The organism is Kitasatospora sp. NPDC048286, assembly GCF_043201735.1.
GTDB lineage: Bacteria > Actinomycetota > Actinomycetes > Streptomycetales > Streptomycetaceae > Kitasatospora.
On sequence record NZ_JBICZE010000013.1, the window covers coordinates 60,320 to 86,760 of the forward strand.

At 71.7% G+C, this 26,441-nt stretch carries 19 protein-coding genes and 2 pseudogenes; 9 read left to right on the forward strand and 12 right to left on the reverse strand.

Annotation, left to right across the window (positions count from 1 at the left end; genetic code table 11):
• The first annotated feature begins 30 nt into the window (after positions 1-30).
• On the forward strand, positions 31-2,733 hold the full coding sequence (locus ACGF13_RS28635; RefSeq protein ID WP_392880416.1) for a polymorphic toxin-type HINT domain-containing protein: 2,703 nt from the start codon (positions 31-33) through the stop codon (positions 2,731-2,733).
• A gap of 189 nt (positions 2,734-2,922) precedes the next feature.
• On the forward strand, positions 2,923-3,942 hold the full coding sequence (locus tag ACGF13_RS28640) for an RICIN domain-containing protein (RefSeq protein WP_392880418.1): 1,020 nt from the start codon (positions 2,923-2,925) through the stop codon (positions 3,940-3,942).
• Between the two features lie 335 nt (positions 3,943-4,277).
• On the opposite strand, the gene ACGF13_RS28645 is transcribed toward ACGF13_RS28640, so the two are convergent.
• Both ACGF13_RS28645 and ACGF13_RS28650 read right to left on the reverse strand, forming a co-directional pair.
• Positions 4,278-5,726 carry a DUF4132 domain-containing protein gene (locus tag ACGF13_RS28645; RefSeq protein WP_392880420.1) on the reverse strand — a complete coding sequence of 483 codons (1,449 nt, stop codon included), beginning with the start codon at positions 5,724-5,726 and terminating at the stop codon, positions 4,278-4,280.
• Entirely contained in the window at positions 5,614-7,506 is a 1,893-nt protein-coding gene (locus ACGF13_RS28650; protein WP_392880422.1) for a hypothetical protein, read from the reverse strand. Before ACGF13_RS28650 ends, ACGF13_RS28645 begins: the two co-directional genes overlap by 113 nt.
• A gap of 137 nt (positions 7,507-7,643) precedes the next feature.
• On the opposite strand from ACGF13_RS28650, the gene ACGF13_RS28655 reads away from it, so the two are divergent.
• The 3 genes from ACGF13_RS28655 (at position 7,644) to ACGF13_RS28665 (ending at position 10,831) form a co-directional block, all read left to right on the forward strand.
• A complete protein-coding gene (locus ACGF13_RS28655; protein ID WP_392880424.1) occupies positions 7,644-8,969 on the forward strand; it encodes a Tim44-like domain-containing protein in 1,326 nt (441 codons plus the stop codon).
• A 542-nt stretch (positions 8,970-9,511) separates the two neighbouring features.
• Positions 9,512-10,330 (forward strand): leucine-rich repeat domain-containing protein, encoded by an 819-nt coding sequence (locus tag ACGF13_RS28660; protein ID WP_392880426.1) that lies wholly within the window; start codon positions 9,512-9,514, stop codon positions 10,328-10,330.
• 132 nt (positions 10,331-10,462) lie between these two features.
• Positions 10,463-10,831, forward strand: a complete 369-nt coding sequence (locus ACGF13_RS28665) for a DUF6193 family natural product biosynthesis protein (protein WP_392880429.1) — start codon at positions 10,463-10,465, stop codon at positions 10,829-10,831.
• A gap of 402 nt (positions 10,832-11,233) precedes the next feature.
• Here the strand turns inward: ACGF13_RS28665 and ACGF13_RS28670 are convergent, their stop codons facing one another.
• Entirely contained in the window at positions 11,234-12,070 is an 837-nt protein-coding gene (locus ACGF13_RS28670; RefSeq protein WP_392880432.1) for a hypothetical protein, read from the reverse strand.
• Entirely contained in the window at positions 12,063-12,575 is a 513-nt protein-coding gene (locus tag ACGF13_RS28675) for a SigE family RNA polymerase sigma factor (RefSeq protein ID WP_392880433.1), read from the reverse strand. Before ACGF13_RS28675 ends, ACGF13_RS28670 begins: the two co-directional genes overlap by 8 nt.
• Before the next feature lie 252 nt (positions 12,576-12,827).
• Between ACGF13_RS28675 and ACGF13_RS28680 the strand changes: the two genes are divergently transcribed.
• On the forward strand, positions 12,828-13,604 hold the full coding sequence (locus ACGF13_RS28680) for a hypothetical protein (RefSeq protein ID WP_392880434.1): 777 nt from the start codon (positions 12,828-12,830) through the stop codon (positions 13,602-13,604).
• A gap of 3 nt (positions 13,605-13,607) precedes the next feature.
• Here ACGF13_RS28680 and ACGF13_RS28685 read toward each other — a convergent pair.
• Both ACGF13_RS28685 and ACGF13_RS28690 read right to left on the reverse strand, forming a co-directional pair.
• Positions 13,608-13,758, reverse strand: a pseudogene (locus ACGF13_RS28685) (IS5/IS1182 family transposase); the annotation flags it as partial.
• A 23-nt stretch (positions 13,759-13,781) separates the two neighbouring features.
• Entirely contained in the window at positions 13,782-14,948 is a 1,167-nt protein-coding gene (locus ACGF13_RS28690) for a helix-turn-helix domain-containing protein (RefSeq protein WP_392880437.1), read from the reverse strand.
• A 284-nt stretch (positions 14,949-15,232) separates the two neighbouring features.
• Between ACGF13_RS28690 and ACGF13_RS28695 the strand changes: the two genes are divergently transcribed.
• Both ACGF13_RS28695 and ACGF13_RS28700 read left to right on the forward strand, forming a co-directional pair.
• The gene (locus ACGF13_RS28695; protein WP_392880440.1) at positions 15,233-15,811 is read left to right on the forward strand and encodes a CHAP domain-containing protein; all 579 of its coding nucleotides are present in this window, start codon (positions 15,233-15,235) and stop codon (positions 15,809-15,811) included.
• 46 nt (positions 15,812-15,857) lie between these two features.
• Entirely contained in the window at positions 15,858-16,259 is a 402-nt protein-coding gene (locus ACGF13_RS28700) for a peptidase inhibitor family I36 protein (RefSeq protein ID WP_392880443.1), read from the forward strand.
• 84 nt (positions 16,260-16,343) lie between these two features.
• Here ACGF13_RS28700 and ACGF13_RS28705 read toward each other — a convergent pair.
• The 5 genes and pseudogenes from ACGF13_RS28705 to ACGF13_RS28725 form a co-directional block, all read right to left on the reverse strand.
• Positions 16,344-16,475: pseudogene (locus ACGF13_RS28705) on the reverse strand (DUF1214 domain-containing protein); the annotation flags it as partial.
• Positions 16,476-16,548: 73 nt separating this feature from the next.
• Positions 16,549-20,094 carry an indolepyruvate ferredoxin oxidoreductase family protein gene (locus ACGF13_RS28710; RefSeq protein WP_392880446.1) on the reverse strand — a complete coding sequence of 1,182 codons (3,546 nt, stop codon included), beginning with the start codon at positions 20,092-20,094 and terminating at the stop codon, positions 16,549-16,551.
• Positions 20,095-20,336: 242 nt separating this feature from the next.
• Complete coding sequence (locus tag ACGF13_RS28715; protein ID WP_392880449.1) at positions 20,337-22,082, reverse strand: FAD-dependent monooxygenase; 1,746 nt, start codon at positions 22,080-22,082, stop codon at positions 20,337-20,339.
• The gene (locus ACGF13_RS28720; protein ID WP_392880451.1) at positions 22,079-22,594 is read right to left on the reverse strand and encodes a VOC family protein; all 516 of its coding nucleotides are present in this window, start codon (positions 22,592-22,594) and stop codon (positions 22,079-22,081) included. The genes ACGF13_RS28715 and ACGF13_RS28720 overlap by 4 nt, the downstream gene beginning before the upstream one ends.
• A 94-nt stretch (positions 22,595-22,688) precedes the next feature.
• Positions 22,689-23,255 carry a TetR/AcrR family transcriptional regulator gene (locus ACGF13_RS28725; RefSeq protein WP_392880453.1) on the reverse strand — a complete coding sequence of 189 codons (567 nt, stop codon included), beginning with the start codon at positions 23,253-23,255 and terminating at the stop codon, positions 22,689-22,691.
• 208 nt (positions 23,256-23,463) lie between these two features.
• Here ACGF13_RS28725 and ACGF13_RS28730 point away from each other — a divergent pair, with 208 nt between their 5' ends.
• Positions 23,464-24,339 carry a fumarylacetoacetate hydrolase family protein gene (locus ACGF13_RS28730; protein ID WP_392880456.1) on the forward strand — a complete coding sequence of 292 codons (876 nt, stop codon included), beginning with the start codon at positions 23,464-23,466 and terminating at the stop codon, positions 24,337-24,339.
• Positions 24,340-24,813: 474 nt separating this feature from the next.
• On the opposite strand, the gene ACGF13_RS28735 is transcribed toward ACGF13_RS28730, so the two are convergent.
• Entirely contained in the window at positions 24,814-25,989 is a 1,176-nt protein-coding gene (locus ACGF13_RS28735) for a hypothetical protein (RefSeq protein ID WP_392880459.1), read from the reverse strand.
• Between the last annotated feature and the right edge of the window lie 452 nt (positions 25,990-26,441).

Here is a 26,441-nt window from a genome sequence, read left to right on the forward strand (position 1 = left end):
CGGGTTCACCGCGGTCGACGGCGTTCGTCTGTGGGTCGACCCGGCGAGAGCTATCTGCGCAAACTCGCCTCGGCCATGCCCGCCGGCGACATCACCGACCCCGACAAGCGCACCACGACCGTCTACTACGGCGACTCCGAGACCCGTGCCAACCCCTGTGATCCGAGCGCGACGGCCGCCAACCAGGGCGGCATGGCCAAGACCACCACCGCAACCAAACCAGGCAACGGGCCAACCCTCACCGGCGAGACGGTGTACGACGAGGCAGGCCGCGTGGTGGCCCAGCGCGTCAACGACGAGCCGTGGGCCTGTAACAGCTACGACGCACGTGGACGGGTGGTCAAGAAGAGCGTTCCCGCCTACGGGGGCAAGCCGGGTCGTACGGTCATCACGGACTGGGCGGTCGGCGGTGATCCGCTGGTCTCGAAGACGACCGACGAGAACGGGTCGATCACCACGGGGATCGACCTACTCGGCCAGGAGGTCCGCTACACCGACGCCAACGGCGTCACCTCGACCTCCACGTACGACCAGGTCGGGCGGCTGGTCCGCGACACCACCACCGTCAAGGGCGTGTCCAGCACCGTGGCGTACGCCTGGAACGACGCCAACCAGTTGACCAACGTCAAGGTGGACGGGGCCACCGTCGCCACGCCCGCCTATGACGCCGCCACCGAACTGGTCGGCGTCGCCTACGGCAACGGATCCCGCCTGGACTCGCTGACGCGCAACAGCACGGGCAAAGCAACGGCGTTGACGTGGAAGACCGCCGCGTCCACGGTCGTCGACACGGTCACCCGGTCCCGTGACAACCGTGTCACCGACGACGTGGTGACCGCGGACGGGAAGTCCGTCGCGACCTACGCCTACACCTATGACACGGTGGGCCGGCTCGTCGCGGCGAGCGTCCCGCACCACCGGCTCACCTACCGGTTCGACCCGACCGACGGCTGCGGGACAGCGAAGGCCGCCGGGCTGAACACCAATCGCACCGCGTCCACCGACAGCCTCGACGGTGCCCCGGCGGTCGCCACCAGCTACTGCTACGACGGTGCCGACCGGCTGACGTCCACCAGCGGCGGCACCGCACTGTCACTCGGCTACGACAACCTCGGCGACACGGTCAAAGCCGGGGGCGACACCCTGGGTTACGACGCCGCCAAACGGCACGTCCAGACCACGACCGCGTCCGGGACCACGATCTCGTACACCCGGGACCCGGCCGACAGGCTGACCGCCCGCACGGTCACCGGCGCCACGGACGTGTCGAAGAACGGGACCACCCGCTACTCCTACAGCTCCAAGCACGACGACGCGGACCTCATCCTCAGCAAGGACGGCGGACTGCTCCAGCGGATCGTGGCACTGCCCGGCGGCGTGCTGCTGACCAAGAACTACGACCAGAGCGCCAGCACCAACTGGTCCTACCCCAACATCCACGGCGACGTGCTGTTCACCGCGGACGGGGCCGCCACCCGCACCGGTGACATCCGCCTCTACGACCCCTACGGCCAGAACATCGACCCCGCCACCGGCTCCATCACCGACGTCCCGATCCCCGCCACCGCCGCCGGCGGGATGGACTTCGGATGGCTGGGCCGGCACGAACGGCCGGTGGAACACCTGGCCGACCATCAGGCCATCGAGATGGGCGCCCGCGTCTACCTGCCGGTACTCGGCCGCTTCCTCCAGGTCGACCCCGTCGCGGGCGGATCGGCCAACGACTACGACTACGTCAACCCGGACCCGGTCAACGGCCTGGACCTCGCCGGTACCTTCGGCTGGAAGTCCGTCGTCTCCACCGCCACCAAAGCGGCGGAAGTCGTGGCCTACGTGCCAGGCCCGATCGGAACGGTCGCCTCCGGAGCAGCCGCGGCCGGGCAGCTGGCGCAAGGACACTACAAAGAAGCCGCCATGGACGCGCTCGGTGCCATCCCCGGTGGCAAGCTCGCCGGCACTCTCGCCAGAACCGCCGGAAAGGAAGCCTCGACGGTAGGCAAAGCCGTGCAAGCCGCGGAGAAGTGCAACTCCTTCTCCACGGAGACCCCGGTGGTGATGGCCGACGGCTCGACCGAACCCATCAGCGTCATCCAGGTCGGCGACCGCGTCCAAGCCACCGACCCCAGCACCGGCGCAACCCTGGACGAACCCGTCACAGACGTCATCGTCGGCCACGGCACGAAACACCTCATCGAGATCGGTCTCGACGCCCGGACCCCCGGGACCACGATCACCGCGACCGCCAACCACCCCTTCTGGGTGGACGGCCCGGGCTGGACCGACGCAGGGGACCTGAGACTCGGCGACCGCATCCGCAGCGGAGGCCGCGTCGACGTCGTGACCGTCACCAGCGTTCACGATCGCGGTGACGTCGACGGCCAGACCGTCTACAACCTCACCATCGGCCACGTCCACACCTACTACGTACTGACAGGGCCCACCCCCGTCCTGGTGCACAACAACAGTTGCAGCCTGCCGCAAGGGGGCGTCTACGCGTTCAAGGACAGGGCGGACCCGCAAGGGCGAACGTACGTGGGACAGACCAACAACTTCGACCGTCGACTGGACGAGCACGCCAGAAACGGCAGGACGGATAAGGGGGACGACGTCCTGCTCGTCCACGTGCCGGGTGGCAAAGCAGATCGCGAGAAGGCGGAAGCCTCTCTCATCGTCGAACTCGGAGGCAAGGACAACCTTTCGAACAAGGTCAATTCTCCGGGGCGCAGGCCGTAAGGACCCGGCAGGTCACGGCGAAGAGTGCCCGACTCCCCTCGATCGTGACTTCGAGTCGGACGGCCTTTCACGTGATACAGGCGCTACGAAAGGAACGCACCGGTGACAACCGAACCATCAAGGCCGAGACGGACCTTCTGGAGGAGGGCCACCGTCATCGCAGCGGTGTTGTGCGCGGCGGTGGGGATCATGGTGTCCCCTGCCGCCGCACGCGAGGAGAGCGGCGCGTCGGTCACCGCACTGATCCAGCCGACGTTCACCAACGTCAGCAACGGAAGACTGCTGGACGTCCAGAACGGCAGCTACGACGACAACGCGCCCATCTCCGTCAACCCGGCGCCGGGGTCCGCCACGACGTGGCGGATCAACACGGGCACCAGCCTCGGCTCGGGCTTCGCCATCGTGAACACCACCACCGGCAAGTGCATGGACCTGACCACCGCCCGCTACCAACTGCGGCAACAGCCCTGTGACGGACGCGCGTCCGAACAGTGGTACTTCCAACCGGTCGGCGGATCGGCACAGAAGGCGTTCAGGATCCGCCAGGTCGGCGACAACTCCTGCCTGACCGTCCAGATACCTCCCGGCACCGACAACTGGGTGTACACGTACCGCTGCGACAACACGCCGTACCAGCAGTGGACACTGCCCACCGAGGTCTACCAGACGGCGTGGAACACCGCCGTGGACTACGCGGCCGCCCGGTGCAACAAGGACACCTCGACCTGCTCGTGGTCCACGACCAGCCAGACACCGCCGTTCACGCTGCCAGAGGCGTGCGTCTCCCCGATCTGGTTCAACGACACCTCCACCACGATCCCGTGGGAGTTCTCGCTGACCACCACCACGGGGTGGACCAACACCATCGGCTTCAAGCTGGGGGGAAGCCTGAGCGTCGGTGGCGACATCGGTCTCGCCAAGCTCCAGCTCGAAGTCACCGCCGAGGTCAACGGTGCGACCACGGTGGACCTCAAGCAGGAAATGGGCAACAAGCTGACCGTGAGCGTGTCCCCGCGCCAGTACGGGTGGGTCACGCTGTCCGAACTGGCCACCAAGGCCACCGGAACCTGGACGTTCGACGCCCAGGGCTTCCCGTGGACCGCCGACGACACCATCACCGTGCCCCTCAAGTACGACGCCAACGGCGGCGCGAGCATCTACAGCGCCCGCACCCGGCCGACGTTCACCAACTGCGCCGGAACGGCGTAACAGCGCGCCCGAAAGCCGCTGTTCGAGCACGTCGGCCCGACCGACCCGTGGATCGGGTCAACGACACCGGGCTGTCCGGCCGCGACCGGCCGGACAGCCCCGGGACGGGCGTCCTGCGGGCGCTGCGAAGGTGCTCGACGCGGGCGCGCACGCGCCGGTGTTCGGCGCTGGGCGGTCGCTGGGGGTGCTCCTCGGCGGTGGTGCCTCGGGGTGGTGCGCGTCGTCGGCGGGGTGGCGCGCCGTTACGCTGTGGTCAGCTCGGTCAGGTCGGCGATCATCTCGGAGGCGGTCACCGGGTCGAGTTCGGCGAAGGTCGGGAAGGTCCGGCCGCGGGTTCAGTAGTCGCCCGGGCGGACGTCGAGCCACACCGTCTCCACCCGCTGCTCGGGGTACGCGTCGTGCGCGCCGACGGCGATGCCGTCCTCCGGGGCGAGCACCACGTACCGGTTGGGGCCGACCCGGCGGGACAGCCAGCGCTCCACCCCGGCGTCCTGGGGCTCGCCGCGCTGCCAGCCTCGCCGTTCCATGCCGAGCAGCCGGGTGGTGGGCAGGACCGGGCCGTTCTCGAAGCGGGTCAGGCGGTGGCCCGCCCGCTCCTCGTCGCTGAGCGTGTACACGGGGCGGGCGAGCTGACGGAACGGCTGCGGGATCCCGTCGTCGGTGAACAGCTCCGACCAGGCGGCCAGGCCGTCGCCGAGCAGCAGCGGGTGGGCGATCCGGACGGCGGCCCCGGCGGGCAGGGTGAACGCCTCGTCCCGCACGTCCGCCAGGGTGCGGTCCTCGGCGACGCGGAACGCCGTGTCCGTGCCGTTCGTCTCGGCCAGCCACACCAGCCGGCGCACCAGGTGCCACAGCAGCGGGTGCCCGAGGAGGAACTGCTCGAACTCCTGCGCCGTCCACGACCGCCGGGTGACCATGGCGTCCTCCAGGCGGCGGATCTGGTCTGCCGCGACCGTGCGGACGTCCTTCTTCAGCGCGGCGAAGCGCTTGCGCCCGGCCGGCGCCAGCTCGGCGTCGTCCCGCGCGCCCGGGGCCGGCAGGTCCTTGCGACGGACGCCGGCCGCGTCCAGCACGTACGGCTTGAGCTGTTCGTCGAAGCCCACCATGAAAGTCCGGGCGCCGTAGTCGACGACGGTCGTCCCGTCGGCGTCCAGCCCGAGGTCCGGCACCAGGCGGTCGGACAGCTGATCGCCGGAGAGGCCGAGACCGGCGGCCACCTCGGCGATCTTCTCCTGCGCCCGCGCCTTGAGGGCCTTGAACTTCACCCGCTGCGCGACGCCGTGCAGGTGCAGCAGGGCGACGTCGCTGCCGATCCCGGCCAGCACCTCCAGGTCGTCCACCGCGCGGTGGTGCGCCCCCTCGCCCGGCCAGGCGCGGAGCAGCGGTGTCAGCCGGCGGACCGTTTCGTCGTCGCCCAGCCGGCCGAGGGCGTGCAGGGCCCAGCCGTCCTGGGCCGGCATGCCGGCCAGCCGCCACTGCTCGAACACGGCCCAGCCGAAGTCCGTCAGGGACCGGGGTTCGCACTCCTCGGCCACCTGGTCGAGGCCCGGGTAGAACTCCCTGGCCTTGGACAGCGCGAGCATGGTGAGCACGTGCCGGACCGTCTCGGCGGGCAGCGCGCCCTCGCCGCCGCGTACCAGCAGCTGGGGCAGCAGCACCGGATCCGCCCAGTCACCGGGCTGGGGCAGCTTCGTCGGCAGCGTGCTGAGCAGCGGATCGGCCGACAGCAGGGCGGCCACCACCTCCTCCGCCTCCGGTCCGTACTCGGCGGCCACCGTCCGCACCGCCGCGACGCTCTGCGCCGCGACGCTCTGCGCCGCGGCGATCAACCGGAGGGCGTGCTCGGCGTTGCGTCGGGCCGCCCCGGTCTTCCCGGCCGCGGAGGGGACGAGCACCCGGGCGGCGTCCAGCCCGTGCCGGGCGAACCAGGAACGCGCGGTGTCCCCGGCCGCCTTGAGGCGCGGCCGGGTTCTGCAGTGCGGCGGCCCGGATCGGCTCCAGTGCGTCCGGACCGAAGCGGGCGGCGATGCGGCGCAGGGCGTTCTCGGCGTCCCAGATGTGTGCGGCGCCGCGCCACTGCGGGATCAGCGGCCGGCCCAGCTCTTCGTCGCCGTAGGCGAACAGCGCCGCCTCCTCGTGCAGGCCGGAGCGGAACCGGGCGTTGTCGGACTGCCCGCTGCTGGCCCGTATCGTGCCGGCGATCCGCTGCCAGTCGCCGTCCGAGCAGCCGTCGTACCAGGATTCGGCCGCCGCCCAGGCCTCCCGCTCGCCCGGCAGCCACCGCAGCCGCGGCTCCTGCGGCGCGGTGAGTCCGGTCAGCATGCGGGGATTGCCGGTGGAGCGCGGCCGTGTCCACGGCGGGCTGGTGAACAGCTCTGGCAGCGACTCGGTCGGGACGTCCGATACCCGGTCGCCGAGTTCGGTGAGTGGCTCGACCAGGGCCGCCTGCTCCGGTGGCAGCCGCGGCAGCAGGTCGAGCGCGATGGCGCGGTGCGCGGCGACGTGGCCGGTCAGGAGCTGCTGGGCGAGCCGCTGCAGGGCCGGGTCGGCCGGGGCCGCCGCGGTCTCCGCGAGGAGGCGCAGAGCACGCTGGGGGAAGCGGCGCCCGGCGTTCAGCAGGGCCCCGCGGGCGGCCTTGTCGTCGTTCTGATGGGCCAGCAGCCCGCGGAAGCCGTCGTCGGAGGGGAGCTCGGCGATCGCGTTCAGCAGCTGCTTCCGCTTGTCGCTGTAGAAGCAGCCGGTGGCCAGGGTGTGCAGCAGCAGAGGGGCGGCAGCGCCTCCGAGGCCCTCCGCCACGGTGGCGACGATCTCGGCGGACCAGCCGTCCCAGCCCAGGCTCGGCAGCTGGGGGAGCTTCTCCAGCGGCTTGGCCGAGGAGAGCGAGCACAGCAGCATCGACCACTCGGCGGAGCCCAGCCGGACGGCCGACTCCACGCACTCCTCGGCCCAGGCGGACTCGGACGGCACCAGGTAGGCGGCCGCCACCAGGCGGGTCAGGCCGCTCCGGCGGCCGGCCAGGGCCTCGGCCGCCGCGCGGTGGGTCTGCTCGTCGCACGCCGCCAGCAGCGACCGGACCCGGTCCGCGGCGGGACGGTACACCGCGGTCCTGGGGTCGGTCCCGCGACGGACGCGGGGATTGACGCTGCGGGAGTTGTGCCAGTCGGTCTCGACGGACACCGTGAACAGCTCGACGGTGGCCCTGGCCGCGAACGGCAGACCGAACTCCGCTGCCCAGGCGTCCACGGCCGTCCGGATCTTGTTGTCGGCCGGGCTGGAGAACAGCGCGGCCAGCACCGCCGCACCGAGCGGGTTCCGGCTGCCGTACTGGTGGGCACGGGCGGCCTCGACCAGCTCCGCGTCGCTGCGGTCCGAGGTGAGCGCCTGCTCCAGCCAGTCGTCCATCTGCCGCAGCGCGGCGTGGTACGCGTTCACCGCGTCCTTCACCGGCGTGGCCGGCGGGCGCAGGACGCCGCCCCGGCGGGGGATCAGAACTCGACGCCAGGCGTCCGGCAGCACGAAGGTGTCCTCGTCGGCCGGGGCGTGGCCCGCTGCCCCGGCGGCCACGCAGCGCGCCCCTGCCCCGGCGGGCCCGCCGTCGCCCTCTGCCAAGGCGGCCGGTTGGTCTCGAAGCTTCCCGCACACTCCCGGCTTGTACGCTTGCGCTTGCCTGGAAGATCTGCGGTTCTTGGAGGGAGGGCCCGGTGCGCGTCCGTCGGTGGATATGTGGGGTCGCGGGAGCAGTTGCGCTGAGTAGCCCGACGGTCGCCTATGCCCGCGGTGGGGGCGGCGGTCACGGGTTCGGGGGCGGCGGGGGCGGTGGCAGCCATGGCGGTGGCGGCCTCCACGGGTCGACCGGCGGCGGTTTCGGATTCGGCTTCGGAGCCGGTAGCGGTGGGCTCGTCGCCGTGCTGGTGATCGTGGCCGTGGTCCTGCTGATCCTGTGGCTCAGGTCCCGGCGCCGCAAGGCGGCGCTGGCAGGCGACCTGAACACGGTCTCGGACCGTACGGCGCACCGTGCGGACGCGCAGGCGCGGGAGCGCTCTGCCCGGGTCTCTGCCCGGGTCGATGCCATCGCCGACACCGATGCGACCTTCGACCGCGCGGCGCTCGAGCGCCGCGCCGTGTGGCTGTACGAGACGGCCCAGCGGGCCTGGACCGGACACGATCACGCCACGCTGCAGCGGATCCTGTCCCCGGTGCTGTACGGCAAGTGGGCCGAGGAACTGCGCGACTACGAGTCGCGTGGCGAGGTCAACGTCGTGGAGATCGTCGACGGTCCGGTGGTCGAGCTGGTCGACGTCGCCAACCGAGCGGGTGAGGTGAACGACACCGTCACCTTCCGGATCACCGCGATGCTCCGCGACTACGTACGTCGCGGCGACGGCCGGCAGACCACACGCAAGGACGGCTCGACGCGTCCGGTCGAGTACTGGACGCTGCGCAAGAGCGCGGCCGGCGAGTGGATCGTGTCCTCGCTCGAGCAGGCCACCGAGGGGGCGCACCACCTGAGCAGCGCCATCGAGACCGACGGCTGGGACCAGAAGGAGGTCGCCCGGGACGCGGTGCTCGAGGTCGCGCAGAAGAGCACGGTCACCGGGGCGAGCGACATCCTCTCCCTCACCAACATCTCGTGGAGCACGGACGCCGACACCGCCGCCGGCGATCTGAGCGTCGTCGACGGCCGCTTCGACAGAGCGGTTCTCGAGGTCGCCGTCGAGCGGTTCCTCGAGGAGTGGGTCATGAACGACGGCAGCTTGGACTTCACCCCCGTCCGCACGGCCCGTCGGACCGTCCTGCGCGAGGCCGCCGTCACGTCGGTCACGGTGCGCTCGCTGGTCTCACGCGACCCGGTCGTCTTCCGCGTCGCGGTCGACACGCTGGGCGTCTACTACGAAGTCGACCGCCGAACCGAACAGGTACTGCGCGGTGACGCGCACAAGCGCAGGCCGATCGCCTTCACCTTCGACCTGCGGCTGGACGACACCTCGGCCCAGGCATGGACCGTGATCGCCACCGACACGCAATAGCCACACCTCCCACCGCCAGGGTCACCTCCCGCACCGGCGACGTGAAGCTGATCTCGGAGAGAAAGCGGCTGAGCCCGATCGGGCCACCTCCCCGCGGGAGGAGCGGACACCGCGGTGAGCCTCCAGCCTCTGACGCTCCAGCGGGCCACCTCCGCTAGTTCGGAGAAGCTTGTGTCCGTTGCTCGCTGCTCCGCCCAGACCCTGCCCAACGACCCCGTCTCGAAGAGATCCGCGATAACCTCATCGCCCGCATTGCCGAGGCCGAGCGCGAAGGCTGGCTCGGCGAGGTCGAAGGCCTCCGCGTCAGCCTCGCCGGCGCCGAAGCCAAACTCGCCCAACTCGACCGGGTCCCTCCGGCCGCGGTGCCGTCGAACTCGGCATCCCGAGATCACGTCCCCCGGCTCCGCCATCGGACAACCCCGTTCAGCGGAAGCGGACTGACGCCCGTGTCGGAGCAGCGGGTGCACTGCACGGAAATTCAGAGAAGCAAGATGCTCCAATCGCACTTACGTCTCCCCGGCTGTGACGCCTACTGTGAGCGAATGAGTGAGGAGTCGAATCCGCAGGTGTTCTCGAACCGCTGGGCTGAGGCCGCCGGGCCCGGCGGCCTCGGTTCGCCTCTCGATCTCTGCAGGTGCATCCAGCACATCAGCACCAGGCCGCAGCGACCGACCCGCTTCCATCGGGAACGCCAGGACACCACCGCACCGGGATGGATCCGCCTTCTCGAACTGGTTGAAGAGGCGGCAGCCGACGGACGGGAAGTCTTCAAGCCGCTGGCGGAGCTCACAGCGGAACAGCGGCGCCAGGTCGTCACACTCCCACCGACTATCGCCAAACTCACCTCGGTGAAGCACCTCGTGCTGTACGGCAGCAACCTGGTACGTATCCCACCTGAGATCGGCGCGATGAAGAGCCTCGAGGAGTTCACCCCGTACACCTCCTACCGCCTGCACTGGTTCCCGTACGAGATCACCCGGTGCCCCAACCTGCGGCGCAGCACGGTGAGTACCCGTGCCATCTACGGCAATTACAAGACGCGGCCGCCGTTTCCACCGCTGCCCGCCGCAGCAACAACCGGCACTCAAGGCGTTGACTTCGAAAACCTCGACCCCGGCGTACGGGGTGCCGCAGCCATCCGCACATGCAGTGTTTGCGATCAGTGCATCAAGGGCGTGAACCTCCGCCAGGTCTGGATCTCACTATGGACGTCGGGCGCTGACGTCCTGCCACTGCTGGTCAACGCCTGCTCGACCACCTGTGTTGAAGCGCTGCCCAGTCCGGCCGAAGGCTACGTCCAGACACCGCACGCCGGTGGGCTGAGCGTCGGCCAGCCACCAGCTGGCCGACGGCCTCGCTAACCCGGTCCGGATACAGGAGAGCCCATAGTTCAGAGAGGCCACTACCGGAACCGGGAGACATCCACCCGCCCGTCGCCCGCTCCGCCTCCCGCTGCCCTTCCCGAATCACCTCGACGAAGGGAGGATGACCCAGTGGACAACGAGCGACAGCAATCTTGGGACTGGCAATTCGAGTGTGCCCGAGACTTCGACGACAGTTGCGACAACGACCGCACATGGCCGCCTCCGATCCTCAGCGCCCTGGTCACCGCCGTCCACGCCACCACGCTGCGACGACTGCACCCGTTCACCAGCCACGCCAGACTGTGTCTGAGTACCAGTCCGCGCAGCTGGGAACCCGGAGTCAGAAACGCCCCAGCGTTCATCTCCCTGGATCCGGCAGGCCACTACAACATCTGGTCCGGCGATCCCTACACGAACTCGCCGACCTTGGTCCTTGAAACCCGAGATCCAGCACAAGCCGCCGCCCAGCTCGAACAACTACTTGCCGCGTGGGCGTGAGCCGCCGACAAGATCTAAACCTCCGACTGCCGTAGTAGGTCCAGGGTTGGAGCCCGCGTAAAAGGCGAGCATGCAGTAGCTCAGAGAAGGGACGGGACCAGGTGGTTGCGGCGGGACCACTCGGCGCGCTGCACGTGGCCGGCGCCGAGGAGCCGCCGGGAGCCGGCCCCCGGGGCGGGCGGGACGACGTGGCGCCGTGACCGCGGGGGCCCGGGCGCGCGGCAGGGCGCGGGCGACGGCGTGCCCCCCGGCGTCGGCCCGATGCCGGGGGAGGCGGGCCTCCGCTCGACGGCGCCACCCCGGCCGCGGGCCTCGCGTCGGGGGTGCGGGCCGTCCTCCTGCTCCAGCAAGCACGTTCACCTCGCCTGGCGTGAACCTCGCCGCGCCGAACAGCGCATTCTGTCAGCGGTTCTTGGCTGCGGGCTGGGTCTTCTGGTTGTAGATCTCCTTGCCGTCCGCGTTGTAGGCGTGGACGTAGGGGGCCGGGGGGAAGGAGTTCGCGTTGTGGCCGGTGGAGATGGCCGCGGTGTGGACGAACGCGCCGCCTGCCATGACGGCCGGGTACTGCGTCGGGTCGTCGCCGTAGCTGATGGTGACCTTGGCGACGTCGGGTGTGTAGTGTCCGGCGCCCAGCGAGAGGAACTGCCCGGCACCGGTCGGCGCGCTGAAGCTGTCGAAGAACTCGACCAGGTGACCGGTGCCCCACAGGCGATCGTTGATGAACGTCGCGGGCACGGACATGCTGTTGCCCTTGTGGCCCTTCGACTCGCATTGCACGTACTGGTTGGCGGAGTTGACGGCGATGACCACGCCGTCGGTGTCCGACGAGGCGACGGGAGCGCGGACCGCGATCACCGCGTGGTACTGCGACGCCTCGGAGCCCAGGCAGGAGGCCAGGATCTCGGCGGCGGTCCCGGCGTCGATCGGGGCCGTCGTCGTGCTGGTGACGGTGAAAGCGGCCGGGGGGCGGGGGGAAGCGGGCACGGGTGAGGAGTCCGTGGTGGCTGCTCCTTGTTGTGGTCCCGGTGAGTGTTGTGGCCCCGGCGAGTGCAGCACGGACGGGAGGACCAGGCACAGGGCTGCCGCGGTGCAGGCCGCGGTCGCGCCCAGCGCGTGCCGGAGGTGGCGGCGCCGGTCGGCGCGTCGGCGGATCTCCGCAGCGGGCAGGGTCGGTGCTGGCATCTGCGTGCCGAGCAGCCGCAGCCGGTCGGCGAGGGTGTCGTGGATGGGGTCAGACACGGAGCTTTCCTTCCTCGCTGGTCGGGGTTTGGTCAGCGAGTTTGGCCGCGAGCGCGGTCCGGCCGCGGGCGAGGCGGCTCTTGACGGCGCTGACGCTGGCGCCGGTCTCGGCCGCGACCTGCTCGACGGAGAGGTCGCACATGTGGTGCAGGACCAGGGCGCCTCGTTGTGCTTCGGGCAGGTCGCGGAGCGCGGTGACCAGCATCAGGTGCTCCTCGGTGGGAGGCTCGACGGTGGGTGGTTCTTGGCGGTGGTGGCGTCCGGCCAAGTGCAGGCCCCGGGCGAGACGCCGCCAGCGGGAGTGTGCCAGCCGCCGGGCCGTGGTCCGGATCCATGCCTCCGGGGCTTCGTCCGGGTCGAAGGTGCGCCTTCGGTCCCACGCGCGGATGAAGGCCTCCTGGACCACGTCCTGCGCTTCGGACCAGTTGCCGGTTAACGCGTACAGCTGCCCGGTCAGGCGGGAGAAGGACGCTGCGTAGAACGCGTCGAACTCCTGTGGCGTCATCAAGGGCCTCTCTTCTGGGGCTGTCCGTCAGTTCACGGCACAGGCGATGCGCGAGGAGGCACTCCTCGGTCGCGGCGGTGGAGCCGTGCGTCCTGGGCGGGGCCTCCCGCCCTGTACGCACGAGCGCCGTCCCTGGGTCGCACCGACGGCCTATGACCTGGATCACGTGTGCGGGGTGCGACCTGCCGGGCGTCGGGAGGCGTACAAGGGTGCCGGCGTCAACCGGACGCCCGCAGGAAAGGACACGGATTCATGCGCATCCGCCCGATCATGCTCATCGCCGCCACCGCCACCGCCGCGGCCCTCGCGACCGCGGGGGGAATGGCCACTGCCGCGACCGGCACCTCCACGGCTACCCCCACGCCCGCCGCCACGGCCACCCCCACGGCCCACGGCTCCGGCTCGGCCGGCGCCTCGGTGGTCTCCGGCAGCGGCTCGTCCGCTACCCCCGCGCCTGCCACCCCGGCTGCTTTCACCGTCACCAGCACGACGACGGCCCCGATCGACGCCGGGACCGCCGCCGAGATCCTGGCCTCCTGCCTGGGCTCCGAGGCGTCGCAGTACCACGCGGTGATCGCGGTCCGCGCTCCCGTCGCCTCGTCGGACACCGACGGCGTGGTCATCGCCGTCAACTCCGCCAACCAGTACGTGCAATGCGAGTCGAAGGGCCACAAGGGCAACAGCATGTCCGTGCCCGCGACGTTCATCAACGATCGCCTGTGGGGCACCGGTCACCTGGTCGAGTTCTTCGACAGCTTCAGCGCGCCGACCGGTGCCGGACAGTTCCTCTCGCTGGGCGCCGGGCACTACACACCCGACGTCGCCAAGGTCACCATCAGCTACGGCGACGACCCGACGCAGTACCCGGCCGTCATGGCAGGCGGCGCGTTCGTCCACACCGCGGCCATCTCCACCGGCCACAACGCGAACTCCTTCCCCCCGGCCCCCTACGTCCACGCCTACAACGCGGACGGCAAGGAGATCTACAACCAGAAGACCCAGCCCACGGTCAAGGGCGCCGCTCAGTAGGCGTTACCTCAGGCGTTCGGTGGTGGGGCGGTCATCCCCGTGGTAGCGCGAGGTCGCGCGGCGGATGAGCATACGCAGTGTGACGATGAGTGGATCCGCTCCACCGCCACCTCTTGTCGGCCTGGACCGGGGAGGGGACGCCCATGCGGCTGACGTAGAGGATCGCGTTCACGATCTCTAGCAGGGCACGTCGCCGCGGCAGCGCCACAGGGTCTCGCGGTCCGGGTAGACGTGGGCGTTCGGAGAGAGCATGTGGCCGACCCACTGCCGTCCGTTCCCGGCGGCGACGAAGGCCTCCGCCTGGTAGGCGAGCGGTGTGTCGCGGCGGGGGGTGACGCACTCCTCCGGGTCGCTGGTGAAGGTGGCCCCCGGGGCGACGGTGGTGTGCACGACGGAGCGCCCGGGGGCGCAGGAGTGCAGGACGCCCGACCAGAAGCCGGCCACCTTCGCGGTCACCTCGATCGGCGCGTCCGTCGGATTGTCGACCCGGACCGCGAACAGCACCTGGCGGGGCTGCACCATCGCGCAGGCGCGCAGCCAGGTGCCGGACGGCCCGGCCTTCGGCGCCGAGCAGCGGCTGTCCCCGCCGAGCGCGCCGACCTCCACCGCCTGGGCGAGGCCCTCCGCCGACTCCGCCGACTCCGCCGACTCCGCCGACTCCGCCGACTCCGCCGACTCCGCCGGGACCGCCGCCGGCTCCCGCCGGGCCGCGCCCGCGGACGGCGCCGTCACCACCGAGGCGGTGTCGTCGGGGCCGCCGTTCCCTGCCCACAAAGTCCCGCCGGCCACGGCCACGGCCACGGCGGCGGCGACGAGCGCCAGGGCCCCGGACGCCGCACCCCGCCGGCGCCGCCACTGCCGCGCGACCCGCCACACCGCCGGTCGGGCGTCCGGCGGCCCGTCAGCGACCACCGGACGCGCCGGGACCGGTACGGCGGCGGCCGCGGCGGTGGGGATGGTGGCGACGGGGACGGCAGTGGCGGTCCGGCGCGCCGCGCGGCGGTCGCGCAGCCCGTGCTCCGCCGCCAGCCTGGCCTGCCGGTGCCAGTGCTGCCAGCGGGCCAGCTCCGCCGGGTCCGTGCCGAAGATCCTGGCGAGTTCGGCGAGGACGGCGAGGTCGGGCAGCTCGGTGCGGCCCGGGTCGAGGTAGCGGCTGATCGAGGAGGTGCTCAGCCCCCGGACGTTGGAGCCGCTGAGCCGGTCCCGCAGCCGGGCCGCCACCCGGTCCAGGGACAGGCCGCACGCGCCGAGCCCGTCGTTCAGTGCGCCGACGAGCAGGACCCTGGGGTGCTCTCGTTCTTCCGCCGTGGCCCCCGCGGTCTCGTCCGACGGTTCGTCATGCATGCGCTGTTGTCCCAATCGCTGTCCCGGTGTGCATCGTTTCCGCAGGTCGGAGCGGTGGGACGGGAAGTGGGCGAGCTCTGGGACGCCGCGCCGGCCGAGGGGCCTGGTGACGGCCCGGGAGCGTCCGCAGGATGGTTCCCACGACATCGCACCGACTCGCTGACTCGTCGACTCCCGCCGTGCCACCGCCTCCCGGTCCCCGCGTGCCTCCGGCACGCCCGCCGACTGTAGGGCAGGCGACCGGGCGACGGGCAGGACCGGTTCACCCCAACGGAGGAGCTCTCATGAAGCCGTACAGGCGCACCTCGACCGCCGCCGCGCTGGCCGCCCTCACCCTGCTGCCGGTGCTCGGCGCGGCGACCGCCGCTCCGGCCGCGTCCGCCGCCACCGTGCGGGACCGCGTCGTCTCGGCGGCCCGGGGGGAGGTCACCCCCGACGGCGCCTCACCCGAGAAGACCGGTTCCTGCGACAAGTACTTCGCCTACCACAGGAACGGCGGATCCTGCGCGAAGACGCCGTGGTGCGCGGCCTTCGCCGAGTGGACGTGGCACCGGGCCGGGATCGAGGAGACGCCCGACGTCCTCGCCGCGCGCGGCATCGGCAAGTGGGGCAGGGAGAAGGGGCTGTTCCACGCGCGCGGCGCGTACACCCCGAAGCCGGGCGACCTGGTGATCTACGGCGAGCCGGACGGCGGCACGCCCGGCCACGTCGGCGTGGTCGCCGCCGTCCACCCCGACGGGACCCTCGACACCGTCGACGGCAACCTCGGCGACGCGGTCGCCCTCCGCACCGGCCTCGACCCCTCGAAGGTGAGCACCAACCACCAGCCCGTGTCGGGCTACGTCAGCCCGCCCGGCGCCTGAGCCCCCCTCACACCGCCCACCCCTCGAACCGGAAGGACCTCTCGTCATGGAACGCGCCGCCCGTCAGCGCCTCGGCCTGATCGCCTCGCTCGCCGCAGCCGCGGCCGCCCTGCTCGCCGCCCCGCAGCCCGCCTACGCGGGCCTGGACCCGTGGTCGTGCGTGGAGGGGCGCGTCTGCGCCTACAGCGGCCCCGACGGGACGGGACAGGTCTGCGCCTGGCCCTACGACGACCCGGACTGGCAGGCCGGGGACACCTGTAGCTGGTCCGCCACCACCAAGGTCCGCTCGGTCTACAACCACGGCACCTCCGGCAGGCCCGTCGGCTTCTACACCGGCGCCGACTACACCGGCCAGCGCGTGGTGTGCACGGCGGCCGGCGCCAAGGGCAACTTCTCGCAGAACGGCGGCACCGGCGTCCACCTCCGCTCCCACCGCTGGACCTGCTAGCCCTCCGGGGGTGTCCCGGTTCCCACCCCGGCGGGGACCGGAACACCCCCGGCCGCCGCCACGGCTGAGCCGGTCGGAGCCCTGGAGGAAGGTGTGGGTGTCGCGGGCGTAGACCGTCAGCGACCAGTACTGGCTGACGGGGACGTCCGCGGTGACGGTGAGCCGGTAGTTCTGGCCGCCGTCGAGGTCCTGGCCGTCCTGGTCGGCGATGGCCATCAGGTAGGACTGCCCCTTGCCGAAGTGGCGGGCGGAGAAGAGAGCCCCGAGCGCACCGGGTGGAGTCGGGCGCTCAGTCCTGAGGTACCGTCAGGGAGCGCAGCCGGCCGACCAGTTCCTCGGAGCGGGCCCGGTAGCGCGCGACCGATGCCATCTTGATCCCCTCGTAGCCGCGCACGGTGTCGGGCAGTGCGGCGATCTCGACGGCCAGGCCGTGAACGTCCTCGCCGAGGAGCCGGCAGACCTCGGCCACGGTGGTCTCGTACTCGACCACCAGCGCACGTTCCGTGCGTCGCACGCGCGCCGCTCCGAACGGGTCGAGGCGGGTGCCGCGCAGGCCCCGCATCGCCGCGAGGGCGCGGAACGCGGGTCTGAACCAGGGGCCGAGTTCGATCTTGCGGGTCATCCCCAGCGCCCGCAGCACGGGCGGATGAAGACGGTAGGACATCCGTGCGCCGTCCCCGAAGCGGGCTCTCACCTCCCGCTCGACCTCGGGGTCGAGGGAGAGCCGGGCCACCTCGTACTCGTCCTTGTACGCCATCAGCTTGTACAGGTACGTGGCCACGGCCTCGGCGAGTGCGGTCGAGCCGGGCACGCGTTCGTTCTCGACCCGCCGCACCCGTTCGACGAAGCGCAGGTACCTCGTCGCGTAGGCGACGTTCTGGTACGCGATGAGATCCGGGACGCGGACCTCCAGGAGCCGGGCGAGTTCCGACCCGGGGACGGCCCCGGCCGACGCGAGGACGCCGCGGGCCGCGGAGGAGAGGCGCCGTTCCGGCCTCGCCGGAGCGGTACGTCCGGGCAGGACGGCGGCGAAGGCTTCGGGGTCGGCGACGGCTTGACGGCCGAGGCGGAACGCCTTCAGGTTGGCTTCGACCTTGACGCCGTTGAGGGTGATCGCCTCCTCGATGGCGTGCGCCGGGACCGGCAGCCCGCCGCTCTGGTACGCCGCACCCGTCAACAGGAGGTTGGCGAACTGGTCCTCGCCCAGCAGGTCGGCGGCGAGCCGCCGCGCGTCCAGGAAGACGCTGTCCCTCACCCCGGCCCGGATCCTTTCCTTGAGTGGTTCGGCGGGCGGGAAGGACACGTTGGGGTCGATCACCATCCGTCCGGTCGGGACTTCGGTGGTGGAGACGACCGCCACCGTTCTCGCCGGGGCGGTCGCCGACAGGTTTCCGGGTTCCGCGGCCACGAGCAGGTCGCAGCCGAGGTAGAGGTCGCACTCCTCCAGGGCCGCCTTGCCCGCCTGGTCCGTCCGTTCCGTGGTGATCTTGATGTCGGAGACAACCGCACCGCCCTTCTGGGCCAGGCCGGTCTGGTCGAGGGTTCGGACGTGCAGGCCCACGAGCGAGGCCGCGGTGCTGAGGATCTGCGCGAGGGTGACCACGCCGGAACCGCCGATGCCGGTGATCCGGATGGTGTGGGACGCCGGCACGGCGGGTGCCGGATCGGGCAGGGCGGCGGTGTCCGGCATGGGGACGGCGTCCGGCATGGGCGCGGTGGTGAAGGCGCGCTTCCCCCTGGCGGGAACGACGGTGAGGAAGGACGGACAGTCCCCTGCCAGGCAGGCGTAGTCCTTGTTGCAGGAGGACTGGTCGATCCGGGTCTTGCGCCCGAACTCGGTGTCGACGGGTTGCACGGAGAGGCAGTTCGACTGCTGCCCGCAGTCGCCGCATCCCTCGCACACCCGCTCGTTGATCACCACCTGCTCGGCGGGCTCGGGCGCGAGGCCGCGCTTGCGCTTGCGTCGGAGTTCCGTCGCGCACTCCTGGTCGTGAATGAGCACGGTGACCCCGGGGGTCCGGGCGAGCACGTCCTGGGCCTCGGGGAGCCGGTCGCGGTGCCAGACGACGACGCCCTTCGGAAGCGTGACCCGCCGGTAGCGCTTGACGTCCTCGGTCGTGACGATGACGCGTCCGACGCCCTCCGCCAACAGCCCCCGCACGATCGCGGGCACGGGCATGACGCCGACCGGCTGCTGCCCGCCGGTCATCGCCACCGCCGAGTTGTAGAGCAGTTTGTAGGTGACGTTCACCCCGGCCGCGACCGCCGCCCGGACGGCGAGGCTGCCGGAGTGGTGGAAGGTGCCGTCCCCGAGGTTCTGGATCAGGTGGTCGCGGGCGAGGAACGGCTGCATCCCGATCCACTGGGCGCCCTCGCCGCCCATCTGGGTCATGCCGATCACGTCGCCGGCCTGGGCGGGGTCCATGAGCGTGACCATGGCGTGGCAACCGATCCCGGCTCCGACGGCGGCGCCCTCGGGCGCCTTGGTCGAGAGGTTGTGCGGGCAGCCGGAACAGAAGTAGGGGGTTCGGGTCGCCACGGGCAGGAGCGGAAGCGCCCGGCGCCCGGCCGCCGCCGGCCGCCGGGCGTCCGACCAGGCCCGTACGGTGGGGAACTCGCCCAGGCTGTTCAGCCGGCGGGCGAGCCGTGCGGCCACGGTGTCGGGATCGAGTTCTCCGTCGAACGGGAACAGGACCGAACCGTCGGGTGCGCGCTTGCCGGAGACGGTCGGCCGGTTCCCGTGCCCGTAGAGCAGTTCCTTGAGGGCGGTCTCGATCAGCGGCCGCTTCTCTTCCACGACGACGATGTGGCTCAGTCCCCGCGCGAACCGCTCGACGACCGTGGGCTCCAGCGGGTGGATCATGCCGAGGTGGAGCAGGCGCACACCCCGCCGGTTCAGTTCGGCGTCGTCGAGCCCGAGGATGCGCAGGGCCTGGCGGACATCGAGGAAGGTCTTGCCCGCCGCGACGATGCCCATGCGGTCGTCGGGCCCCGAAACGGTGATCCGGTTGAGGCCGTTGGCGGCGGCGTAGCGGCGGGCGATCTCCAGCCGGGCGCCCTCCCGGGTGCGTTCCAGATCGCCGAGCGCCGGCTGCACCATCCGGGCGCCGACGGTGTGGCGGTACGGCGCTCCGTCGACGACGAGGTCCGGTTCGACCGGCGAGATCCGGCCGGCGCTCACGTCGACGGTGCCGGAGCCGTCGGCGACCGCGGTGACGATCTTCAGCGCCACCCACAGGCCGGATGCCCGGGACATCGCCACACCGTGCAGTCCGAAGTCGAGCGCCTCCTGCGGGTCGGACGGGTAGAGCGTGGGCAGACCGAGGTCGGCGAGGAGCAGTTCGGAGGCGCCGGGGACGGTGGACGACTTGGCGGCGGGGTCGTCACCGACCAGGGCGAGCGCGCCCCCGGCCGGGTGGGTGCCCATCAGGTTGTTGTGTCGGATGGCGTCCGAGGCGCGGTCCAGGCCCGGAGACTTGCCGTACCAGACAGCCGTGATGCCGTCGACGCGCTTGTCCGGCTGCGCGGCCGCGAGCTGGGTGCCCTGGACCGCCGTCGCCGCCAGCTCCTCGTTGACGCCGGGGCGGAAGACGATGTCGTACTCGTCGAGGAGGGGGCGGCAGCGCGCGAGTTCCAGGTCGTATCCGGCGAGCGGCGAACCCTCGTACCCGGAGACGAATCCGGCGGTGCTGCGGCCCGCGCGGCGGTCGGCGCGACGGACGTCGAGGGGGAGGCGGGCGAGCGCCTGGATGCCGGTGAGGTGGACGCTGCCTTCTTCGCGGGTGTACCGGTCCTGGAGGGAGGGCCGGGGTCCGGTCGTGTTCTGAGAGGTCACCACTGTGTTCCTCCGGGATGGGGCATCGGTGGGCGGGGCGGGGCGGGGTGGGACGGGGCGGCGCGGGTACGGGCCCGTCGGCCCGCTTGCCGGTCGGCCGGGCCGCTGAGTGGGGGCGAGAGACCGGGGGAGGGAAGGAGAGGGGAGCGCCGGGCTCGGGGCCGGCGCTCCCGCACGAGGTCAGCTCCGGGGCGGGGCCGTGGCCGCGGCCACCGCCGCCGGGGACGGGACCTGAGGAAGCGCTACCGGGCGGGCCGCTCGGCTCCGCGGAGCAGGTCGGTGAGAGCCGACAGGGGAGTCGATCCCTCGGCGCTGTGCCACGCGATGTGACCGTCCGGCCGGACCAGGAGGGCTCCGTCCGCACCGATCCCGAGCAGTTCGAGGCAGCGGCCGTCCGGGCTGGTGACGTCGCGCCCGATGACGACGGTCCGTCGCGCCATGCCGCCCCCGGCCCCCTCGGGCCGCGCGGAGGACTCCTCGGGCCGCGCGGAGGACCCGGGGAAGAACGCCTCGAAGGCGTCCGCGAACGCGTCGGCCCACGCGGCCCCTCCCGGTCCGGCGATGAGGGTGAAGCCCGGTACCAGGAGGTCGTGGGTGGACACCCGCTCCCCGCCGCGTTCGACCCAGGCGTGCGGAAGTCGCGCTCCGCGGAGGGCGATCGGCGTGCGGTCGACGGTCGAGGACGGGGCGCCGCCCGCGCCGTCGGCCCACCGGGCCGCTCCGTAGACGTACCCGATCTCCTGGTTCAACGCGTCGAAGTGCGGGCGCTGCAGGGGGACGGCCTGCGCGATCCGCCGGCGTTCCGCCGCGGCGACCTCCGGGTCCGGGCTTTCGAGGCGTGCGGCGACGGCGGCCGTCCCGGGCCCGATGCCGACCTCGGCCATCTTGACGGCGTTCAGCATGCTGTGGCGGGCGTTGTCGACGGCGACGGGGCGGCGTTCCCGCTCGTAGCTGTCGAGCAGGGCCTCGGAGGCGCGGCCGCTCAGCACGGCGGCGAGTTTCCAGCCGAGGTTGTCCGCGTCGGCGAGGCCGCTGTTCATGCCGAGGCCGCCCGTCGGCGGGAACTGGTGCGCCGCGTCGCCGGCGAGCAGGACACGGCCGCTGCGGTAGGTCCCGGCGGTTCGGGCCGTCATGGTCCACGACCCCACGGAGCGGATGTCCACGTCGAGTTCGGTGGTTCCGACGGCGTCCCGGATGATCCGGGCGCAGCGCTCGGGCGGGTAGTCCTGCGGCGATTCGACGGCCGGGTCGAAGCTCCGCTGGAAGGTCCATCGGCGGGCGCCGTCCATGCCGATGAGCACTCCCGGGGAGACGCTGTTGATCAGCCAGATCAGCAGGGCGGGGTCCTGGCGGGTCCACGGGGAGAGGTCGGCGTGGAAGTAGATGTTCAGTTGGTGGCCGAGGACCGGGGCGCCGTCCATCGCGATGCCGAGCCGGTCGCGCATGCCGCCCGTCGCCCCGTCCGCCGCCACGACGTAGCGGGTGCGCAGGGTCTGCCGCCCGCCCGCTCCTTCCACGGTGACGTCGACGACGTCACCGTGGTCGGCCACCTCCGTGACGGTGGTGTCGTAGTGGACGGCGGCCGCTCCCTGGGCGAGGGCCGCGTCCAGGAGGTGCCGCTGCACCCGGTCCTGTGCGCAGGAGGCGAGTTGCTCGGCCGAGGCGTGCGCCCGCTCCAGGAGCGGGCCCCGGGGGCCTTCGGCGAAGTCGATCCGGCCCAGGGACTCCCCGGCGAGGGTCTGCTTCCACAGGATGGTGCCGGCCTGTGCAGGGTCCACCGCGTCCGCCCGGACGGCGTCCGCGATGCCCCAGGCGCGGAACAGTTCCATGGACCGGGTGTTGACGACGTGGGCCCTGGGATGGGGGTTGATCCCGCCGAACTGTTCGCAGACCACGCTGCGGACGCCGTGCCGGCCGAGGACGAGTGCGGTGGCCAGGCCCACGGGGCCGGCGCCGATGATGACGACCGGCGCGTCGATGTCCTTCATGCGCGCCGGACCAGGTCGGCGGGGGACTCGCCCGACTCGAAGCGGCGCAGGAGGTCGTCGGGGTCGAAGTCGACCCCGATCGGATTGGCCTCGAAGGCCCCGGACCGGAACCACTCGTCGAGGGCCTCCGCGGTGGCGAAGTTGTCGATCTGGAGCTCGATGTGGTTGCCGTCGGGGTCCTCGAAGTACATCGAGGTGGTCGGCCCGTGGTTGATGCACCAGAAGGGGTGGATGCCCTCGCCCTTCAGCCGCCGGTACGTGTCGAGCAGGTCCTTGATCGTCGCGTAGGTGAACGCCACGTGGTGGAGACCGGTGTGCGCCTCCGTCGGACGCTCGGACGCCCCGGTGGCGACCAGCGCGACACGGTGGTGCTCGTCGTCGTAGGTCAGGAAGGCGAGGGCCTCGTTGGCGAAGGCGACACGGCCTTCGAGGACGTTCGCGTACCAGTCGGTCATGACCGGCAGGCGGCCGGTGCGCAGGACGACGTGGGCGAGTTTGTCGGGAGAAGCCATGGGGTGGCGACCTCCTTCTCGGGAGCACGGCAGCCCTCTTGGCTGCCACACAAGAGAAACTTAGGAGTCTCTTGTATGACAGTCAAGAGGTGGCTCAGCGCGCCGCCGCGGCAGCGACCAGCGCTTCCATGAGGAGGTCGACGAGCTCCCCGGTCGGCCGGTCCAGCGTCCGCGTGCTGACCAGCAGCCCTTCGAAGAGCACGTGCGCCAGATCCGCCACCGGCGCGACATCCGCCCCCTCGGGCAGCCGGTCCGCGACGGCCGCGAGGAGGCGGGCCTCCAGCCACTCCTGCATGCGGTCGTAGGTGTCGGCCAGCGCCGGCGACTCGCCCATGCGGTCGTACGCCTCCCGGTGCAGCCCGCGGTAGGCCTCCAGGCCGACGAGGCACGCCACCAGCTCTCGGCGCGGATCGCCCCCGATCGCGGGATCCGCCTCGACGTGCTCCCGCTCGCGCAGGAACCTGCGGTCCAGCGCGGCGGCGAACAGGTCGTCCTTGGTCGGGAAGTACCAGCGCACGGCGTTCGCCGCGACGCCCGCGGCCCTGCCGACCTCGGCCAGGCTGGTCCCCTTGTAACCCTGGGCGGCGAAGAGTTCCCAGGCGCTCTCGACCAGGACGGCCTCGCGCTCGGCTTTCGGGATCTGTTGACGGTTCCTTGGCATGACAGCAAAGCCTAGGCGGCACCGCCGCACCCCCCGTCCGCGGCTCCGGGGCTCTTGGGAGCGGCTCGGGGAGGCGGGCCCGGGGAGTGGCTCCGGGGAACGGGCTCGGGGAACGGGTCCGGCGATCGACGGGCTCTTGACTCCGAAACAAGAAGGCTCTTGACTCTGAAGCAAGAGAAGTCCCTTCCCCGACCCGCGGGAGTCATTGATGCGCCTGTACAGCACAGCCCTGGGCATCGCCAGGGAGGACAGCCCCGGTGAGCTCTCCCTGCTCGACCTCCCCTTCGCCGACCTGGGCGCCCTCCTGCGCGGCCCCGGGATCACAGCGGCCCGCACGGCGGCGGTCGTCCGGCAGGTCGCCCTCGACGAGGTCCGCGTGCACGCACCCGTTCCCCGCCCCGGGAAGATCCTGATCGTCGGACTGAACTACCGCAGTCACGCGCAGGAGGCCCTGGAGATGTTCGCCGCGATGGGCCGGCCCGACATCACCCTGCCCACCGAGCCGAACTTCCAGGTCGTGGCCGGTTCCGCGGTCATCGCCCCCGGCGACGACATCCGCCTCCCGGCGGTCGCGTCCCGGCAGGTCGACTACGAGGGTGAGGTCGCCGCCGTCATCGGCGCGCCCGCGACCGCCGTCGACACCGCGGACGCGATGAGCCGCCTCGCCGGCCTGACCATCGCCAACGACGTCTCGGCCCGCGACATCCAGCAGCGGGCGGTGTCGGGCGATCCGACCGCCTCCATCGGCGTGTCCAAGAGCTTCGACACCTTCAAGCCGCTCGGCCCCTGCCTGGTCACCCCCGACGAATTCCACGAGCCGCTCGACCTGCGGCTGCGTACACGGGTCAACGGCGAGCTGCGCCAGGACGACCGCACCGCAGGCTTCATCCACGGCGTGGCCGAGCTGATCTCCCACCTCTCGCGCTACCAGACCCTCGAACCCGGCGACGTGATCCTCACCGGGACACCGCGCGGCGCCGGCGTCTTCTCCGGCCGCCACCTGCACCCCGGCGATGTCGTCGAGGTCGAGGTCGAGCGCATCGGCACGCTCCGCAACCGCGTGGCGGCCGCCCCCGAGGCGTAGAAGCGCGGGCGCGTGATCGCGGAAGACCACTGGTGCGGGCGGCTCAGGATGGTTCGAGGGGGAGGGGGAGCCGGGCCTCGTGACCCGGCTGCTCGGCCAACTCGGCGTCGGCGAGCTCATGCCACACCAGTTCAGAGGCTGGATGCTCCTGCGCTGTGGCCAGCCGGTGTGGAACGAGACGACGGGTCCTTCCCGGAGCATGGGAACCCTCCGGCCGAAGATCGGCAACCGGTAGCAGTCGGCCACCTGTCCGCTGCCAGCCCGTTCTCCGTGGCGCCCCGACGGGTTCCGGCGGGCAGGGTGGTGCTGATCCGGTGCGGTGTCGGTTCCTCCAGCCGACGCACCGGGTCTGCGGTCCCGGCCGGCCTGTCCCGCAGCGCCGGGGAGGTCGAGGCCTGGATGGCCTCGCTCGCTGGGTCGTGGAACGGTGAAGGGCCAGGCCTCCCGGGCAGCGGGAGGCCTGGCCCTTCGGTGTCAGTGCTGGATGGTGGGGTGCAGGGTGGTGGCGGCGCTGTAGTGGCCGTCGGAGGCGGCGCCGACCTCGATTCCGACGGGCGCGGTGGGGGTCCGCTTGAGGCCGACCCGGAAGGTGTAGGTGACCGGGTTGCCCTTGATCGCGCCGTCCAGTTGGGCCGGTGCGACGCCGAGTCGTCCGTTGCAGTCCTCGGTCACTTCGAAGGACTTCCACTCGTTGCCGACCTTGGCCTCGATCGTGACGTCCTGCCCGGTCAGGCCCTGGCTGGAGGGCAGGGACAGGTACACGGTCGGGCGCAGGCGGCCCGGGCCGTCGGGTGAGGTGATGTTGAAGGTGAACTCGGTGGGGGTTGTGCCGGTGACGAGTGGGGTGGGCTTGGTGGCGGAGGCCACGGTGGGGCGGTGGCTGTCGATGACGGAGGTGGTCACGGTGCCCTTGGTGAGTACCTGGTGGGTGGACGGTGTGACGGCGTCGGCTTCGATGAGCAGTCGGCCCGGGTGGTTGCTCGTGTCGAGGACCATGCGGTACTCGACGGTGCGGCTCTCGCCGGCGGCGAGGGTGAAGGCGGCGTCGTTGCCGGTGCCGGTGTAGTCCGTGCCGCCGCCCTGGCTGAGTGAGGGCATGGCCTTCCAGCCGGAGGCGTCCTTGCGCTCCAGGGTGCCCTTGGCCATGGAGAGTATCCGCTGGCACTGCGCGCCCTCGTACTGCTGGGTGGCGACCACCGGGGCCACGCTGCGGCTGCCGGTGGCGTCGTTGTTCTTCCAGGTGACCGAGAACGAGACCTGGTTGCCGACCTGGATCTTCTGGCCCTGGTGGAGGCCGTTGAAGGTGATCCCGATGCCGCCGGCGGGCTTGGCCGGAGCGGGCTTGGCCGGGGCCTTCGTGGCGGGCTTGGTGTCGGCCTTGGCGGGCACCGCTGCTGCCGCGGGGGCCTGCTCGGCGGGGGCCTCGGCGGCGGGCGTGGCGGTGGTCGGGGTCGCCTCGGTGGTGGTGTCGGCCGGGGCGGGGGTGGTCGGGACGGCGCCCGCGCCGGGGGTGGCCGAGGGGGTGACCGAGGGGGCGGAGGCGGCGACGGACGACCCGCCGTTGGTCGGGCCGCAGGCGGCGACACCGACGGCGGCGACGACGGCCAGCGGGACGATCTTCGCAATACGGGCGATAACGGACGCGTTCATGTGACAGTCCCCCCAAGGACACGGTGATGGTGGTTTCGATCGGATGAGCGGGCGCCTACTGTCGCGCCCCGAGGAGCCGGCCCGAGCCCCCCGGCTTCACCGGCTCGCTCTCCCGGCCTCTCACCCTGATAGACGTCCATCCCGCCGGGGGGTTGCAGCCGGGTTCGAAGAAATTTTTCGCGACCCTCCCCGGAACGAACGCCCCGGCCCGCGAGCGGATGGCTGGTCGGATCGTTGATCGCTCTGCGGAAGGCGTTCTACGGGCTGCGGGCCGTGCAGAGCCCGGCCGGAGATCCAGCAACGAACAAGGGAAAGGAGCGTTGCCGTGAGCGATACCCCTGCAGACCCGAGCCGTGACCCGCACTTGCCGCCGGGCGGCTCGCGGGATGACGCTGGAGGGAAGACGGCAACGGGTGTGGGAGGCGTCGCTTGTGGACGGAGGCGAGCCTGCG